Origin of the sequence: Flavivirga sp. 57AJ16, assembly GCF_028736925.1 — a bacterium.
GTDB lineage: Bacteria > Bacteroidota > Bacteroidia > Flavobacteriales > Flavobacteriaceae > Flavivirga.
Window position 1 is genome coordinate 120,939 of the sequence record NZ_JAQZAT010000004.1, and the last position, 18,571, is coordinate 139,509.

Consider the following 18,571-nt stretch of genomic DNA (forward strand, 5'->3'; position numbering starts at 1 on the left):
GCCTAAGATCCCGCCAGAAAAGGCGGGATTAGTTCAACTAGCTACTTTGAATGCGTTGCTTTGCAACTTTTCAAAGTAGCGTTTCACTAATAAAAAAACGCTCACTTAAAAAGTGGGCGTTTAATATATTATAATAAATATTCTGAATTAATAAGTCCACATATCCAATTCAAAGTCCCTGATTTTATCTTTAATTCTTTCAGACTCCAATAACTGCATTAAAGCATTCTGTGATACATATTCTGATATTTTCCTATCTTCTTGAACATTTTCTTCTTTAAAAATATATCCGTGGAAACGTCTGGCATTTAAAATATGGTCAAAAGAAAAAGGAATGGAACTATTCTCATTGTTGAATGATTTAGCTTCGTGCAACACTTCTCTGGCATCTGGGAAAAACACCCAAAATAAAGGCACTAAATCCGGCTCTGGTTCATCAATAAAATTCACATCTGGAGCCACAGGTGCTATACCTAATAACCTGTATTTCATTTCGGATTGACGTTTATCAAAATACCAAAGTCCTTTAATGTGATACTCTTTAATATCTGCTGCCGTGATATCTCTTCTATCAATATACTCTGGAGACAACTCTTCTCCTGCATTTATTTGCTCAATACCTAATTCAGTAGTATCAATTCTAACTAAAGCTGCCTCAATATCCTTTAAAGTTCGCTTTGCTGTAAAATAAGAATCATCATATATATTTTCTATTCTTCCGTTCTCAATGTTCTTCATAAGTACATGATATAACGACCGTCTATCTTTACCAATATTATTAGTATCGGTTGGATAGTACAACGGAAAATTTGAACGCTCATCAAGAATGATCTTTTCCCATACCATTTTAGAAAATAGGATATCTCTATCATCCACATAACCATATTCTAAAGGCTTATCATTGTCAACCTCCTTTTGTGCCTCTGTTCTTACACCAATTTCCTCTGGACTTTTAGCGTTTAATATATTTGCCTGCGCAAACATACCAGACACTGTAAAAACAGCTGTTACGGTCAATAAAAAACTTTTTAATTTCATGTGCTTATATTTATTATTTCTCAATGGTCATACTTCGGCTTCACTCTTTATTAACTAAGGTCGAAGTGCTTAGTACGGGCGTGTAATATCCATAACAACTTTAGGCTAATTTTCCAACTTTTGTTATGGATATTCCATCTTATTTATACATTTTAACCATATAAGGTTAATTCTAATTTGTTATCTCAACAAAAACTGGAGATACTTTTTTAAGGATCACGCTAACACCTTTGGCCTTAGCTTCAACATCAAATATCTGAACTCCAGATCCACGCTTTGCTTTACGCAATGCTCCTTTCGCCCTGCTATCTAATTTGTTACCATTAACTGTTATGGTTGGTTGTCCTGGCACTTTAAATTTAAATCCAGTAACTCGTAATGGCAATTCAAAATCGAAATCGTCAAACTTGGCACCAATAGTCGATATTTCAAGTGCATTTCTTTGCATTTTTATAGCACCATCTTCTCCTCTAACAGTCCCTGTTGGTTTTGGTAAATCTTTAATTCTGAAATTGGCTCTATCACTTACTTTTTGTCCACCTGGCAATGTACCAGTGACATTAATTGTTACTTCTCTACCTTTAATTCTAGTAGCATCCATTATGTATTTGCTACCTCCAGCTTTTGATAGACCTTGAGCACTTGCCGATACTTTATTATCAGGGATACCTGCAAATGAAATAGTCATTGGGTTTTTAACACCACGATATACTACGTTCATTTTATCAGCTGAAATAGTTGCTGCATTTGGTTTAGAAACCGTAGCAAATGATGAGTTTACCGGTACTTCAATTTCTTCTCCATCTTGAGCAAAAATTAATTTTCCTTGAATTTTATGCTCACCTACTCCACCAGTTCCTATTTTTAACTTTACTTTACCTTCTTCAATAACATATTGATCTTCGTTAAGCTTTCTACCATCTAAAGTTAATTCTACTCTAGTCGGTTTTGTAGAAGCATCTTTACGCCCTAAAACTATTTGTCCATCAAATTTCTCACCATTAAAGTAAGCAGATTTAGAGGTTTCCATCAGCGTTGTATAGTTCGTCATGGATACTTCACTTGAAAGTGTTCCTTGTAACATATTAGACAATACTTCAGATTCTGTTGTTTTAACATCTGCTTGAAGCTGTGTCATTTTGGTTAAAGATGCTACTAAAGGAAAACCTTTATAGTTATGTGATAACCAATCTACAGTTCCTGCGCCTCTTTTAACTTCGTCTGTATTAAACTTATCCTTTACATCTTTAACGATCTCCTCCATGCCTTTTTCGTCTTTAAGCAAATTAACAACACCTTCTCTAAAAGTATTCATTTGATTTAAGAACTCTTCTCCTTCTGGTTTAAGTTTATCTCCTTTAAAGAAATTTTGATCAAGGTAATCTCCTTTATCCATAATTTCATAATCGGTAGGATCATCGACTGTTTTTGTCATTTTGCCTTTTAGCTCTTCAAGATATGCATCAAAATCGGTAGCCAACTTATCTAATGTCTCTCCTTTAGCTTTTAAAGGTTCATATTTCTCTGGTTGTTCTTCAGCTTTAAGCTTTAAGTTTTCAACAAAACTGTTATTACGCTCTTCTGCAGATTTATTAGAATCTACTAATCTCTCGTTCATTAATCCAAATGCTGAAAGTACTTCTTTCGACATATTTAAAGCGAGCATCGCAATAAATATTAAATACATCAGATTAATCATTTTCTGTCTTGGTGATAAATTTCCTGCTGCCATATCTAATTAGGTTTTTGGTTAATAATAAAATGGGATTAACCCCTAATTAGCTTTTATTCATAGCAGATAACATACCGCCGTAAACACCGTTTAATGAAGATAAATTTGATGCCAATGATTGCATTTGCTCTTTTAATTTAGCTGCATTCTCTACAGATTCCTCATTAATAGATGCTTGTTTATTAATGCTTTCTAATTGTACTTTATACAAGCTATTCAATGATTCCATTTGAGCTGCTGCCAATGATAATTCTTCACCATATTTCTTAGTTGCTTCAACAGAATCTACTGTAGACCCCATATTTCTTGCTGCACCTTCAAAATTTCTAATACTCTCTCCTAGGCTTGCCATTAATTCGCCGTCTATTTTAGCGTCTTTTAATAACTCGTCTAATTTATTTGCTAAAATGCCTTGTGGGCTTTCTTTCTCTTTATGGTTATGTTGACCTCCAGCTAATTCTGGATATACTAACGACCAATCTAATTCATCATCAACTGGTTCGAATGCGGATAATGCAAAAATAATTGCTTCTGTTACAAGACCAACAGTTAACATAACATTACCTGTTAAAGGTCCTATTTCGAAGTGAATAATTTTGAATAGTGCACCAACGATTACAATTGCTGCTCCTAATCCATAAGCCATATTCATGAACTTTTTACTTGCTTTTGACTTTGCCATAATTTTCGGTTTTTGATTTTAAGTAAGGATACTTAAGTAGGTTAATTAATAGAATTTATTGTTTTGATTTGACTTTTATTTATTATTGGAATTTTTTGTTACTTGTGTCCCCATGTAATCTTGTACTGTTCTAAATCCAATATAACTTCTTGCAGAATCTGCATATTCATAATCTCTAGAACTCACTTGTAAAAAGTACGCCACATCTTTCCATGACCCCCCTCTTACGACTTTACGCTTGTTATCACTATCATTTACACTAGGATTAATTGTTGATATATATGCATAGGATGAAGGATCATAAGATGCATTTACCCACTCTGATACATTACCCGCCATATTATATAAATTATAATCATTAGGTTCATAAGATTTTGCCTCTACGGTATATAATGCTTGATCTGCGGCATAATCCCCTCTTACTGGCTTAAAGTTTGCCATAAAACAACCTCTATCGCTCTTAGTATAAGGACCTCCCCACGGGTAAGTTGCTGCTTGAAGACCTCCTCTAGCCGCATACTCCCATTCTGCTTCAGATGGTAATCTGAACCTATTTACCATAGCTGCTCCGCTTTTGGATTTTTGGTAAGCATTTTTATTAATGGTTCGCCATTCACAAAATGCTTTAGCTTGTTGCCAAGTAACACCAACTACTGGATAGTCACTATATGCATCATGCCAAAAATAATCGTTATGCATAGGCTCATTATAAGAATAAGCAAAATCCCTAATCCAAACAGTCGTATCTGGGTATACTTGAATCTCTTCCTTTATAATAGCATCTTTACGCTTAATACCTCTATTCCTTGCTGCTTCTCGAATATCCATATAACTATATTGGAACTTAAATTTCTTCACATCCCAAGTACGTTGACCATTATAAGATTCTTCTATAGGAAGATACATGGTATCCATAACTTCGGTATAATACTCATCTGGATATTCTGCTGTATCAAAAATTAAATCAATATCATTATTGATTTTTCTTCCTTCGTATCCTGTCGGCCCTAAACCTGTATAGTTTTCGAACATATACTTTTCGTAAACAGACATATTAGCTGTATCTGCATCTTTAAACGCATACTCACCAATACCGCCGTCTTCTGGAACTTTACCAACCTCATCGGCCAGTACGGCTAGTTTCATTCTAACTATTGAGTCTCTTACCCAATTAACAAATTGACGGTATTCGCTATTTGTTATTTCTGTTTCGTCCATATAAAAGGCTCTTACAGTAGCTGTTTTTGCAGGTGCATCATGCACCCCAGCAAGATCATCATCTGCCTTACCCATAATAAACGATCCTCCAGGAATCAGTTGCATTCCATAAGGCTTTTCTGGGTGCCATTTCTTTCCTTTTACACCCACTAGTTCGCCTCTATCTTTAGAGCCGCAACTAACTAGTACTGCTATCACTGCAATTAATAATATAAACTTCTTCATATCCATAGAAAACTCGAGGTTAATTAGGTTAGCTTCATTTTTGAGAGGGTAAACATATTTATATATTTTTTAAAAAACAACTTTTTTCGTGAAAAAAATACATTTCATCGTGAAAAAATAACATTTTACCGATAAAATAAGCATTTCACTCTTTATTATTGCTAAACACAATTCTTTTGAAATGCCTTATACCACCTGTCCGGCAACTTATTATTACAAGCATCTAAGTAATCCTGATGCATGCAAGGTAATAACGTATGTCTTTTCAATTTATTATTTACTTCAGTTAAAAAAGGAATTTCAATCCACCATCTACCTGTTTTATTGCTCTTATAAAACACTAATTCCTGAGAGTCCACCAAAGTAATAAACTTTTGATAGTTTCTATCATCTGAAAAATCATCATCTTTTACTCTATAGTTGACCCCTTCAATAAAATACCAAATTATCTGAGCAACCAACATACATGTAATTTCATCTTCCTTAGATGGTTTATACTCATATATTCCAAAAGAAGTGACCTTATTACTAATGCCTGCATAACGTGAAATAGCACAAATCTCTTTTCCATCCAACCCATTAGGCGAATATTTCTGGTTTAAACTAACCTCCGAGCCTTTTACCGAAGTTAAATCAACGCTAACAATATTAGCATCTCTTAATACTGGTTCTACAAGAGCAATATCATTAGACACTTGTCCGAGCCTATAAGATTCAAAATAAAGACTATCCATTAAATCGATCTCTTCTTGTGAATTGAAATAAGTCTGATAGCCTATGGTTGCATAATTAAAGAGGTTATAAGGTTGATCTAGAATAACCTTACCAACAAAACTGTTATTTTTTATAGGCTTGGTAGAATCACCTAAATCAAACTTACTATCTATATTTACAATATTGACCATAGGTGTCAAATTATCGTAAGCCCTATAATTTGCATAAGTAAGATCTTGAGTACCTCCTAATATAATAGGTATAATATTCTTTTTTACTAAAATACTTATAGTCGTTTTTAATGCAAAATAAGTATCTTGAACACTCTCCCCTTTATTAATGTCGCCTAAATCTGCAATCGTAACATTCCAACTTCCAGGAAAAAGTCCATATAGAGATTTTCGAATGTCATCTAATTGAAATTCTTCCCCTATATAGTTAATGTCATTTCTGTTTTCTAAAACGCCTAAAATAGCAATATCGACATCATCCAAATCCGGAATGCCATTTTGCAAGGAGTGAATTTTAAATTTCCTTCCTAAGACTTGCGTTGAAAGCAACTCATTATGAGCCAAGACTAAATCTGAAACAGGAGATAAAAAATTAAAATTCATTTTATAGTTCTTCTCATTTTTATTATGAAGTGATTTAAACTTTTTTCAATTAAACAGCATGGTTTTTATTAACTCCTTAAACACAAAACGTCAAAATGGTCTGCACCATTCTTTACTTCTTCTTTTTTGCTGGCGCTTTTTTCTTAGCTGCTTTTTTCTTCGGAGCATTGGTTTCTATAATAGCTTTAGCTTCATCTAAAGTCATTTCTGAAACATCAACTGTTTTAGCAAGTTCTACTTTTATTTTTCCTTTTATAACATGGTGTCTGCCCCATCGAGCCTTTTCAACCCGAATACCTTCTTCTTCCCAATTATGAACTACCTTATCTATTTCCTTTTGGATTTTAGTTTCGATCAATTCAACAATATCGTCATCAGATAAATGATCCCAATCGTATTTTTTATTTACGTTAATAAACATATTGTTCCATTTAATAAATGGTCCAAAGCGCCCTTTTCCTTTTTGTACGGGCAACTCTTTGTACATATATATTGGAGCATCTGCTTTTTGCTTTTCTTTAATTAAAACAATAGCATCATCAAGTTCTACACTCAAAGGGTCGGTACCTTTTGGCAACGAAACAAACGAATCACCAAATTTAACATAGGGGCCAAAACGGCCATTATTTACCACGATATCTTCACCTTCATAAGTTCCCAAACTTTTTGGAAGCTGGAATAAATCCATGGCCTCTTCATAAGTAATGGTGGTTAATTGCTGATCTGGGCTCAAACTAGCAAATTGTGGCTTTTCTTCATCATCAACTGTACCAATTTGCACCATAGGCCCAAACCTACCTAAACGCACACTGACTTGTTTTCCCGATTTTGGGTCGGTTCCTAAAATACGTTCACCAGATTCCCTATCTGCATTTTCTTTAACGTCTTCTACTTTTGGATGGAAATTTTTATAAAACGATTTCATCATTTTAGTCCAATCTTCATTCCCTTCAGCTATCTCATCAAAATCTGCCTCAACCTTAGCTGTAAAATTGTAATCTAGAATAGTTTCAAAATGATTTACCAAAAAATCGGTAACAATCATACCAATATCTGTTGGTACTAATTTTCCTTTATCCGAACCTACCTTTTCTGTTAATGTTTTATCATTTACACGGCCATTTTGAAGTCTTAATTGTGTATAGTTTCTTTCAATTCCTTCTACAGTACCCTTTTCTACATAATTTCTATTCTGTATTGTTGAAATGGTTGGAGCATATGTTGACGGACGTCCAATACCCAATTCTTCCAACTTCTTAACAAGTGACGCTTCTGTATATCTGGCTGGAGGCCGTGTATAGCGCTCTGTTGCTGTAATATAATTATTAAGAAGTGACTCGTTAGTTTTCATTGCTGGCAACATCCCTTCTTGCTCAACATCTTCATCGTCTGTTCCTTCTAAATATACTTTTAAAAAACCATCAAAAGTAATCACTTCCCCATTTGCCGTGAAGGTTTCATTATGTGTAGATGCACTAATTTTTACATTGGTACGCTCTAATTCTGCTTCGCTCATTTGCGATGCAATGGCACGTTTCCAGATTAAATCATACAAACGAGCCTGATCTCTATCAATATTAACCGAATGTGTCGAAAAACTTGTAGGACGAATAGCCTCATGCGCCTCTTGAGCACCTTTTGTCTTTCCTTTATAATTTCTTGGTTTACTATATTTTGAACCAAAAGCACTTTCAATTTCTGCCTGTGCTCCTTGTCGTGCTTCGTCCGATAAGTTAACACTATCTGTTCTCATATAAGTAATTAAACCTGCTTCATAGAGACGTTGTGCCATCGTCATGGTTTTACTTACAGAAAAGTATAATTTACGTGATGCTTCTTGCTGTAACGTTGAAGTTGTAAATGGTGCAGCCGGCGATTTCTTTGCTGGTTTTTTTTCTAAATCTGAAACCTTAAAATTTGCAGCACTGTTCTTTTCTAAAAAACGTTGGGCCTCTTCTTTAGTCGAGAAGTTCTTTGGAAGTTTTGCTTTAAAAGTTTGCCCTTCTTCATTAGAAAATTCAGCATCAACCCTATAAGAGGCCACTGGAGCAAACCCTTGGATCTCCCTTTCTTTTTCGACAATCAATCTTACCGAAACAGATTGGACCCTTCCTGCGGACAAGCCTCCTTTTACTTTTCGCCAAAGCACAGGAGAAAGCTCGTAACCAACAATTCTATCTAATACACGACGGGCTTGTTGCGCATCAACCAAATCGTAATCAATACCTCTCGGGTTTTCAATCGCCTTTTGAATAGCTGCCTTTGTAATTTCATGAAAAACAATACGTTTGGTTTTTTCTTTATCCAACTTTAAAGTTTCTGCCAAGTGCCATGCAATAGCCTCTCCTTCTCGGTCTTCATCACTTGCCAACCAAACCCAATCTGCCTTTTTAGCTAAGTCTCTTAATTTTTTTACGACTGCTTTTTTGTCCTTGGAAACCTCATATGTTGGTTTAAAATCACCCGCTACATCAACGCCCAATTCTTTGGAAGGTAAATCGGATATATGTCCGAAACTAGACTCTACCTTAAAGTCTTTTCCTAAAAATTTTTCAATGGTTTTGGCTTTCGCTGGTGACTCAACAATCACTAAATTCTTCGTCATACTTCAATTTTTGAAGCTACAAATGTATATCAAAAAAAGTTTATCTGCCGCATTTTATGGATTATCTGTTAATTATTTAAATAAAAAAACCTGCTTTTTAACATTTTAAAAGCAGGTTTTTAATATTGAAAATAAAATTTATTCGGGTAGAGCTCCTATCTCTTCAATAGCATCAATCACATTAAAACCAATAACATTTTTATATATCAAATATAGTGGATGATACACAAAAGCAGCCGTAAAAAGCAAGCCTATCCCGCACAGCAAAAAGCCAACCATTTGTGATAAAATGGAAGTCACAATCATTAGACCAAAAGTGATCAGCCATTTTTTGTTCCCTAATTTAAAACTTGCCTTTACAATTTCGCCTACACTAAGCTCGGGATTAAAGGCATATATTAATGAAAAGTAAGATAATGGTATCATCACATAAAATACAGGTAAATAACATAATAACATGGCTAAAATGGCTATTCCAAAGGAAGCCAGCATTAATACAAATATTTTACTTAAATGTTTTCCCCTTACAAAATAAAAGAAATCGGATGTTGTTACCGGCTCATTATAATCCAACTTTTGCACGATTCTGAAAAAAGCAGCATTCAAAGCCATCGAAATGGCCCCTAAAACAAATATCCCAACAATTATAAACAAAACGTACAATATAGACATTCCTGCAAAAAAACCACTGAACGCCTCAGGGTCTGAATATCCACTCTCTTGCTTTGCAATTATTATACCTATTAAAGGAAGGTATAAAACAATAATTAAAGGCATCATAATTATAACCGTAAACAGCTGTAATAAAAACCCCTGAAGCCATGTCTTTTTAAATAATTCGATGGACTCGTTAAAAATAGTTCCAAAATCTAATGCTTCTGCACTCCCTATCTTTTCCAATAAAGTACTAATTGTATTCATGTATAAAGCTTAATATAAATTCTTAATTAATAGTCCGAATCATCCCTGAGCCCTATTTTACCTATCTCGTCATCCGCTTTAAAACCTATTACTTCCTTATAAATTAAAAAAACGGGCAAATAAATAATAGATATGGTAAACAGCACTCCTATTCCGCAACCCAATATCCCCAACATTCCCAGAATGCCAGTCACAAATAAGGCCCCAAAAGTTATAAGCCATTTTTTATTTCCCAAGGCAAAGCTTGCTTTTACAATTTCTGTTTCGCTTAAATCGGGATTGAAAGCAAAAATAATTGCAAAATACGATAAAGGCACCATAGCATATATATAAGGAATAAAAAACAATAATTGTGCAATCGTTGCAATTAAGGTATAAACAATACCTAACATAAACACCTTTGTAAAGTATTGTTTATTAAAAAAATAAAAATAATCATCAGCCCCTGTTTCTCCCGAATCCATTTGCTTACAAATCCTATAAAACGCACCTACAAGAGCAAGTGTTAAAGTACTAACCAAAATGGTTTGGGGTATACTGTAAAATACGTTTTGATAATAAAAATCCGAAAATGACCCTAAGTCAAACCCATTATTAAAATCAAAAGCATCTGGGGCAAGTCCAATAAGCCCAAAGACAGAATTTATAATTATGGCAGCAATCATTACAAGAAAAACAACTATAAAGCCCTTGAGCCATACTTTTTTATACAAGTCTATAGAATTACTAATAATTTCGCCAAAATCCAAAGACTTTGCACGATCTATCTTTTGCAACAGGGAGGCTAACATATTCACAGTTGGTTTGGTTAAATTGGTTATTAATGATCAAAAAAACTATTGCAATATAATACAAACAAACAAAACCTGCTTTTCTACCTACCGCGTGTACACATCTTTAAAAAAGACACAAATGGCACAAATTCATACGATTCCAGTGCTTTACGGTATAGATTGGACTCTGCATGAATATGAACCCCTAGTCTATATAGGCTTGAAACCTGTCAATAGTCTGAATAATTTGTGAAAATTTGTGCCATTCGTGTCCAATCTTTTTTTGTGCTTTTTTTGTGTACACACGGTAGGCTTTTCTACAGGTTTTTATTTTGAACTCATTTAAATACCCATAATATCATCTTAATGAATACGAACTTATTAAATCCACGCCACCTTCTACATATTTATATTGATACAGGTTATTGCCTCCAACCATAAGCAAACTATTTTCTAATGGAATGACGTCTTTAGACCGAATATCATGATATGCTTTTGTAAATTTCACATCCAAGGGGTCTTTTTTATCAAATAATTTCAACCCAGAAGTACCATCGCAAACAAATAACATGTTTTCTTTAACACCCAACCCATAAGGGTTTTCTAATACATAACGCCCTGCTAATGTCGGTGTTGTTTTATTACTAATATCAATCACTTCCAAAACACTTTCCAGTTGCCCACAAGCGTTCCCTCCACGTAAAGTTAAATACGCATAATCTCCATCCACCACTACGGGATCGCAGCCTTCCCAATGTGTGAACTCTGAAACATACTCTGGTAGTGACGGGTTTGCTATACTATAAATATACATCCCATTCGTACTTCCCAAATACAAATAGCCGCCAGCTTGAAACATCGTTTCTATATTCCAGCCTGCACTTTGGGTATTGGCAAGCACAGGAGACGACAAATTTTGAATATTAAAAATGGCCATTTGATAATTTCCCACTGTATATAAATAATTATCTACTATTTGAAAACGCGCCAAAGAACCTCCTTGACCTGTAACCGATTCTGCCGAAGCTAAGGCCAAATCGCCATTTTGAAACGTAACATCCACAAATCGGTTATCTATTTTCTTGCGTCTTTCTGTAGTGACTGTCCAGCCCACAATAATATTGTTTTCCAAATCTACTTTCCCATAATCGACAGCTTGAGCTTCCATAGGCATGTTGTAATCGTAAATACTAAACACATCGTTTAGTCTTTCAACTAAAGTAATTGAATGAATGTCAGAAATATCGAAAACCACTAAATCCGTGGCGCTATCGGCATATAAAAAATCATCTTTTACCGATATATCTTCATTGCCCGGAATCTTAATAAATTTAATAGCTTTTGGTAATTCAGGGTTCGAATTATCAATAACATGCACGCCTTTTTTAACATCACTAATAAAAATATAGTTTTTATAAGCATATATTTTACCGGCTTCTTTAATGTTTTCAGGAGCCGTAATAGCAACCGAACTTCTAAAATCCGCTTTGGTCATCAGCTCAGGAACCGCTACCTGAACGAGCTCAAAATTAAGATCTTTTTTATCGCAAGACCATATGGTTATAAGAAGTAGAGATAAGAAAAAATTAAATTTCATAGCAACTTTAATTTAATATTTATAACGCAATGAAGTTTCCAGACCTTCAAGATGCAAAATAATTTCATGACTTCCGTTAATTTGTAGCGGTCTTAAATCAAATGAGATTGTTCTTTTAAACACCGCCAAACAAGCTTCCTTATTTAATAATTGGAGCTTTAAAGAGCGCTGTTCTGGTGAAGACTCGGCAACAGCTCCAGAATCTACTAAATTAAATCCCCATGAATGACCATCACAACCAGAAGCACTTATTTCAAGAGTTAAGCAATCCTCTATTATTTGAGCATTAACAAAAGTAAAATGAGCTGACTCTAAATTAGTAAATAAATTTCGGTTTACGGTTATTTTTTGATCACATATTTCACTGGAGAGATCAATTTTATCACCTTCCTCACAGGTCATATTAATAAAACATAATGCCATAGAAATAAAGAAAAAGCCCCTTTTTACCATCATATAGTTTATTTAATATTTCAATACAGGGTACCCATTTACACATACTACTTCCTTGGGTTGCCTCGGTAAATCGCATGTTGAAACAATTTCCCATTTTATATTATATCCTTTTTCCATATTAGTGTATTCCTCAACTTTTTGCAAAAAAGCCTCTGTATCTATTTGTTTGGAGTAAGCCATATAACCTTGGGGGCCTCCACAAGCTTTAGAACCATAAGCCGTAAAAGTCCAATTACTGGCATCTGTACAAGAAACGCTCGTTGACAATTTATAAATCTCATCGAATACATCCATCAATTTCCGGTAGTCCTTCTCCTGTTCTGTTAATTCTCTTTTTACTATTAATTCATCTTTCGTAAGCGACACTATACGCCAAGCATAATCACTGGGGTATTGCTCTTGGGATATTGTTACAAGTGTGTTATCTAATTCCCATCGCCCTTTAGAATCGAAAAAAACTAATGGAGGTGTTCCACACCAACCAGAAGAACGCTCAACCATATCACCATTTCCCTTGAATAAAATACCGTAATCTTGTTCGGGCAAAGCATTTGCTTTCTTATAGGTAGTTTCTTCACCATTATAGGTTGGTTCTACCCAAATGCCTATTAATAAATTATCTGAATCTACATGGTTATCATCACCGTCTGAGCATCGCATATTCATAAAGCAAAATATGACAGAAACAACAAATAAAATCTTTTTCATAAATAAGAGTTTTAAAAGTTTTGTTTTTAAATAGATACCCAAAGTTCATTTTGGTTGCGTAAAACAGTATTGATAATTCCTAAAACGGAAAGAAATTCAAGCTGTCACTTTGTCACAAAACACAAATTAATTGTATCTTTGCATACTTATTGACACGCTTAAAACAATTAAGATTTCTACTTTCGTGGAAAATAAACATGGAGAAAATTATAGACGAAAATAAACAAGGTGAATCGCTCATCTTAGAACAAAAAGAAGACAACAAACGTAAGCTCTTTATTGAAAGTTATGGCTGCGCGATGAATTTTAGTGATAGCGAAATCGTGGCTTCTATTATGGCAAATCAGGGGTTTAACACGACCCAAAAGTTAGAAGAAGCCGATTTGGTCTTGGTAAACACTTGTTCTATTCGAGACAAAGCAGAACAGACCATACGCAAACGTTTAGAAAAATACAATGCTGTAAAAAGAGCACATAACCCAAAAATGAAAGTGGGGGTTTTGGGCTGTATGGCAGAACGACTAAAGACAAAATTTCTTGAAGAAGAAAAAATTGTCGATCTGGTTGTTGGACCAGACGCCTATAAAGACCTACCAAATCTTTTAGCAGAAGTTGATGAAGGGCGCGATGCCATTAATGTGATTCTTTCAAAAGAAGAAACCTATGGTGATATCTCGCCAGTACGCTTAAACACGAATGGGGTCACCGCTTTTGTATCTATTACCCGCGGTTGTGATAATATGTGCACTTTTTGCGTAGTGCCTTTTACCCGTGGGCGCGAGCGTAGTAGAGATCCACAAAGCATTATTGAAGAAGTAAACGATTTATGGCACAAAGGTTTTAAAGAAATTACCTTACTTGGCCAGAACGTAGACAGCTATCTTTGGTACGGCGGAGGGTTGAAAAAAGATTTTGGGAAAGCAAGTGACATCCAAAAAGCAAGCTCGGTAAACTTTTCTAAGCTATTGGAGCTCTGCGCCAAAGCACAACCAAAAATGCGTATTCGCTTTTCTACATCAAATCCGCAGGATTTAACTTTGGATGTGATTGAAACCATGGCTAAATACAATAACATTTGTAATCATATCCATTTACCTGTTCAGAGTGGTAGTGACCGTATTTTAAAAGAAATGAACCGCCTGCATACACGTAAAGAGTATATGAACTTGATTGATAACATTCGTCAAATCATTCCTAATTGTGCTATTAGTCAGGATATGATTGTTGGTTTCCCAACAGAAACCGAGGACGATTTCCAAGATACCGTTTCATTGATGAACTATGTGAAATATAATTTCGGTTATATGTTTACCTATTCTGAACGTCCAGGAACTATGGCCGAACGGAAAATGGAAGACGATGTGCCCGAGGAAGTAAAAAAACGAAGACTGCAAGATATTGTTGATTTGCAACGTGAACACAGCGAAATTAAAACCAAAGAACACCTCGACACTATTGTAGAAGTATTGATCGAAAAAGAATCTAAAAAATCTAAGTTGCAATGGTCTGGACGTACACCACAAAATATTGTAGCAGTATTTCCAAAGGCCCATTATAAAATAGGTGATTTTGTAAACGTGAAGGTAACAGATTGCACAAGTGCTACGCTTATTGGAGAAGCGATTGGGTTAAGTGATAATAATTGACTCGTCACCCTGAACTTGTTTCAGGGTCTCATGAAGTAAATAAATAATTTAAAAAAGATTCCTGCTTTCGCAGGAAATGAATATGGAATCAATTCAAGCAATAAAACAACGTTTTGGTATTATTGGTAATGCCCCTTCGCTAAATCGAGCTATTGAAAAAGCGATTCAGGTAGCACCTACCGATATTTCGGTTTTGGTTACAGGAGAAAGTGGCGTTGGTAAAGAAAGTATTCCCAAAATAATACATCAATTATCGCACAGAAAGCACAATAAATATATTGCTGTAAACTGTGGCGCCATTCCAGAAGGCACTATTGACAGTGAGCTTTTTGGCCATGAAAAAGGCGCATTTACAGGAGCGACTCAAACCAGACAAGGCTATTTTGAAGTAGCCGACGGGGGCACTATTTTTCTTGATGAAGTAGGCGAACTACCTCTAACAACACAAGTTCGTTTGCTGCGTATTTTAGAAAACGGTGAATTTTTAAAAGTAGGTTCCAGTAAAGTCCAAAAAACCAATGTTCGCATAGTAGCTGCTACCAATGTAAACATATTTGAAGCTATCGATAAAGAGAAGTTTCGTGAAGATTTATATTACAGATTGAGCACGGTAGATATACACATACCTCCGTTACGTGAGCGACAAGAGGATATTCATTTATTGTTCAGGAAATTTGCTAGTGACTTTGCGCTTAAATATAAAATGCCAACCGTTAAATTAACAGATAATGCTGTTCAGGCTCTTACAAAGCACCGTTGGAGCGGTAACATTCGTCAGCTTCGTAATATAGCAGAACAACTGTCCGTTTTAGAGCAAAATAGGACGATCACTGCCGATACACTTAGTAGTTATTTACCAAAATCTGGCACGAACTTACCTGCTGTTATTAAAACATCAAAATCTGAAAGTGATTTTAGTAGTGAGCGTGAGATTTTATATAAAGTTTTATTCGACATGAAAGCCGATTTAAATGATTTGAAAAAGCTCACCATGGAACTCATGAAGAATGGAGATACTAAAGATGTTGAAAAAGATAATAAAACCCTAATTCAAAAAATTTATGGTAAAAATAAAGAGGAAGAAACCATCTATGAAACCCCTCAAGAATCTGAAGTACTTTCTATAGCAGAGCATGCTGTAGACCAAGACGAAATTATTGACGTACAAGACAAATATCATTTTGCCGAGGATATTGAAGAAGAAGAAACCTTATCGTTGCATGACAAGGAGTTGGAATTAATAAAAAAATCGCTTGAACGTCACAACGGAAAACGTAAATTAGCAGCTGCCGAACTTGGAATTAGTGAACGTACTTTATACAGGAAGATCAAACAATATGATCTGTAGATTATTAGTGGAGGAAATAGGCATTAGGGCGCAGGCATTAGGCGATGGGTATTTAGATGGTAAAGTTGCAACATTATAAAAAAGTAATCGTTTTAAGAACAAATGAATGGTTGCGCTTGGCACTTCGTTTTTAGCTTGCCTTGAACGGAGTCGAACTCAGTATAAACTAAAGTAAAAGTGCCTTTAAAGGGCAGTATCATAATAAAATTGACATCATTAAAAAACGTTTGTCTCCCTAAGAAGACAAGAATTCAAATGAAGCATCCATAACTAAAAGTTAGATGCCCAAGGAACATGATTATAGGGATGCTACATACCTGTGCTGATCACAGTCAAAGTATAACAAGCAAAAAACAATTAGGAATAAACACATGAAATACACAAAATATATTTTTATATTGCTAATAGCTTCAACCCTTTATGGTTGCGGTTTTTATTCATTTACAGGAGCTTCTATCCCCCCAGATGTTAAAACATTCCAAGTCAACCATTTTGAAAACACATCATTATTAATTGAACCCGGTCTGGAAAGAGATTTCAAACTAGCTCTTGAAGATTTAATACAAAACCAAACCAATTTAGGATTGGTCCCTTCAAATGGTGATTTGGTTTATGAAGGGGAAATAACTAATTACCGTATTTCACCAACGACCGCAACGTCTCAAAATACAGCTGCTCAAAACAGATTGACCATTGGTGTTAAAGTCCGTTTTTTCAATAGGAAAAAAGAGGAAGATGATTTAGAGACGAGTTTTTCATTTTTCTATGATTACCCAGGAAGTTCCCAACTAATTGGAAGTCAAAAAGCGACGGCTCACGAAGAGATTTTTGAACGCTTAACACAAGATATTTTTAATGCTACTTTAGCCAAATGGTAACTAAATGAATTCGACAGATTTTGTAAACATATTACAGCATCCGCAAACCATAACGCATCAACAAACTGAGGCTATAAAATCTGTTATCGATGAATTCCCTTACTTCCAATCAGCTCGTGCCGTATTTCTTAAAGGCCTAAAAAACCAAAGCAGCTTTAAATATAATCAAGAACTTAAAACAACAGCTGCCTATACGACAGACCGGAGTATCTTGTTTGATTTTATTACATCAGAATCATTCATTCAAAATGAAGTATCACAATATATAAAGCAAAATATAGCGCATCTAAAAGACATAGAAGTTACAGTTGAAAATATTTCGGTTAACAAAAGTGTTAAAATAGACCATGCTTTAAAACAACAAATTAAAGACACCAAAGGCGTACTAGATCCATCACTATTTCAGCCTAAAGAAGAACGCCCTAAAAAGCTGGCTAATTTTCTTTTAGATGACACTGAAACTATCGAAAATATTACCGAAGAAACAAAAACAAAAGCCCCATCAATTAGTGATATATTAAGTCTAGGCAAACCGCTTCAGTTTGATAAAAAAGAAACCCATTCTTTTAACGAATGGTTAAAATTAGCACGTTTCAAGCCTATTGAAAGAAACGAAGATAAAAACACAAAAAACGAAACAGCATCTGTAGAAGAAGATAAATCGCCCATAGCTTTAGATAAGGCTAAAAAGTTTGAGCTCATTGATCAATTTATCACAAAAAACCCAAAGATAAACCCTTTTAGAGCTACGATTACAAAAGGCAATCTTGCAAAAGCACAAATGATACAACCCGAAGCCTTAATGACCGAGACTTTAGCACGTATTTATGTAGAACAAAAAAACTATAAAAAAGCAATTCAATCTTATAAAGTTTTAAGTTTGAAATATCCAGAAAAAAGTGGTTTCTTTGCAAACCAAATTAAAGCGGTAGAACAATTACAAGAACAAAATAACACAGAATAATGAGTACGTTTACAATATTTTTAGCATTAATTGTAGTAGTAGCATTTTTACTAGTTGTAGTAATTATGGTTCAGAACCCTAAAGGCGGTGGATTATCATCATCTTTTGGTGGTGGCGGCACACAACAATTAGGCGGTGTAAAAAAGACCACAGATTTTTTAGATAAAAGTACGTGGACTTTAGCAACATTATTATTAGTTTTAATATTAGCTTCTAATATAGCTATTAACAAAGGCAAAGGAGATGTAGACTCCAAGGCTTTAGATGAGGATGCAACAACGGCTCCTGCTCTGCCAGCTCCTCTGCCGGCAACTAATGATGCTGCAACTGCTACACCAGCAGATTCTACAGGACAATAATTTTATTTAATAAAAGAAACAAAAAATGCCAACTCTACAAGTTGGCATTTTTTGTTTCTAGCTGCCCCGCTTTAAACAGGTCTGCAAGTTTGT

16 protein-coding genes are annotated in these 18,571 nt (G+C 34.8%); 5 read left to right on the plus strand and 11 right to left on the minus strand.

The annotated features are described in order from the left end of the window. Positions 1-147: 147 nt before the first annotated feature. The 11 genes from gldN to PQO00_RS05835 form a co-directional block, all read right to left on the minus strand. The gene (gldN, locus tag PQO00_RS05785) at positions 148-1,038 is read right to left on the minus strand and encodes a gliding motility protein GldN (RefSeq protein ID WP_274183883.1); all 891 of its coding nucleotides are present in this window, start codon (positions 1,036-1,038) and stop codon (positions 148-150) included. Between the two features lie 172 nt (positions 1,039-1,210). Further along, on the minus strand, positions 1,211-2,770 hold the full coding sequence (gldM, locus tag PQO00_RS05790) for a gliding motility protein GldM (protein ID WP_274183884.1): 1,560 nt from the start codon (positions 2,768-2,770) through the stop codon (positions 1,211-1,213). Positions 2,771-2,816: 46 nt separating this feature from the next. Beyond that, positions 2,817-3,452, minus strand: a complete 636-nt coding sequence (gldL, locus tag PQO00_RS05795; protein ID WP_274183885.1) for a gliding motility protein GldL — start codon at positions 3,450-3,452, stop codon at positions 2,817-2,819. Between the two features lie 75 nt (positions 3,453-3,527). Beyond that, the gene (gldK, locus tag PQO00_RS05800) at positions 3,528-4,895 is read right to left on the minus strand and encodes a gliding motility lipoprotein GldK (protein ID WP_274183886.1); all 1,368 of its coding nucleotides are present in this window, start codon (positions 4,893-4,895) and stop codon (positions 3,528-3,530) included. Positions 4,896-5,056: 161 nt separating this feature from the next. Continuing rightward, positions 5,057-6,223: a formimidoylglutamase gene (locus tag PQO00_RS05805; RefSeq protein ID WP_274183887.1), complete on the minus strand. Its 1,167-nt coding sequence runs from the start codon at positions 6,221-6,223 to the stop codon at positions 5,057-5,059. A 112-nt stretch (positions 6,224-6,335) separates the two neighbouring features. Further along, the gene (gene topA, locus PQO00_RS05810; protein WP_274183888.1) at positions 6,336-8,828 is read right to left on the minus strand and encodes a type I DNA topoisomerase; all 2,493 of its coding nucleotides are present in this window, start codon (positions 8,826-8,828) and stop codon (positions 6,336-6,338) included. Between the two features lie 138 nt (positions 8,829-8,966). Further along, positions 8,967-9,749: a hypothetical protein gene (locus PQO00_RS05815; RefSeq protein WP_274183889.1), complete on the minus strand. Its 783-nt coding sequence runs from the start codon at positions 9,747-9,749 to the stop codon at positions 8,967-8,969. A 26-nt stretch (positions 9,750-9,775) separates the two neighbouring features. Further along, positions 9,776-10,540: a hypothetical protein gene (locus tag PQO00_RS05820; RefSeq protein WP_274183999.1), complete on the minus strand. Its 765-nt coding sequence runs from the start codon at positions 10,538-10,540 to the stop codon at positions 9,776-9,778. A gap of 340 nt (positions 10,541-10,880) precedes the next feature. Next, positions 10,881-12,119, minus strand: coding sequence for an LVIVD repeat-containing protein (locus PQO00_RS05825; RefSeq protein ID WP_274183890.1), 1,239 nt, complete (start codon positions 12,117-12,119; stop codon positions 10,881-10,883). Positions 12,120-12,131: 12 nt separating this feature from the next. Continuing rightward, a complete protein-coding gene (locus tag PQO00_RS05830; RefSeq protein ID WP_274183891.1) occupies positions 12,132-12,575 on the minus strand; it encodes a hypothetical protein in 444 nt (147 codons plus the stop codon). A gap of 9 nt (positions 12,576-12,584) precedes the next feature. Then, complete coding sequence (locus PQO00_RS05835; protein ID WP_274183892.1) at positions 12,585-13,283, minus strand: hypothetical protein; 699 nt, start codon at positions 13,281-13,283, stop codon at positions 12,585-12,587. Between the two features lie 197 nt (positions 13,284-13,480). Between PQO00_RS05835 and miaB the strand changes: the two genes are divergently transcribed. The 5 genes from miaB to secG all read left to right on the plus strand — a co-directional run bounded on the left by miaB (position 13,481) and on the right by secG (position 18,478). Continuing rightward, entirely contained in the window at positions 13,481-14,929 is a 1,449-nt protein-coding gene (miaB, locus tag PQO00_RS05840) for a tRNA (N6-isopentenyl adenosine(37)-C2)-methylthiotransferase MiaB (protein ID WP_274183893.1), read from the plus strand. Positions 14,930-15,011: 82 nt separating this feature from the next. After that, positions 15,012-16,277 carry a sigma 54-interacting transcriptional regulator gene (locus PQO00_RS05845; RefSeq protein WP_274183894.1) on the plus strand — a complete coding sequence of 422 codons (1,266 nt, stop codon included), beginning with the start codon at positions 15,012-15,014 and terminating at the stop codon, positions 16,275-16,277. A 371-nt stretch (positions 16,278-16,648) separates the two neighbouring features. Then, positions 16,649-17,155 (plus strand): LptE family protein, encoded by a 507-nt coding sequence (lptE, locus tag PQO00_RS05850; protein WP_274183895.1) that lies wholly within the window; start codon positions 16,649-16,651, stop codon positions 17,153-17,155. Positions 17,156-17,159: 4 nt separating this feature from the next. Then, the gene (locus tag PQO00_RS05855; protein WP_274183896.1) at positions 17,160-18,119 is read left to right on the plus strand and encodes a hypothetical protein; all 960 of its coding nucleotides are present in this window, start codon (positions 17,160-17,162) and stop codon (positions 18,117-18,119) included. Next, complete coding sequence (gene secG, locus PQO00_RS05860; protein WP_274183897.1) at positions 18,119-18,478, plus strand: preprotein translocase subunit SecG; 360 nt, start codon at positions 18,119-18,121, stop codon at positions 18,476-18,478. Before PQO00_RS05855 ends, secG begins: the two co-directional genes overlap by 1 nt. Positions 18,479-18,571: the final 93 nt, after the last annotated feature.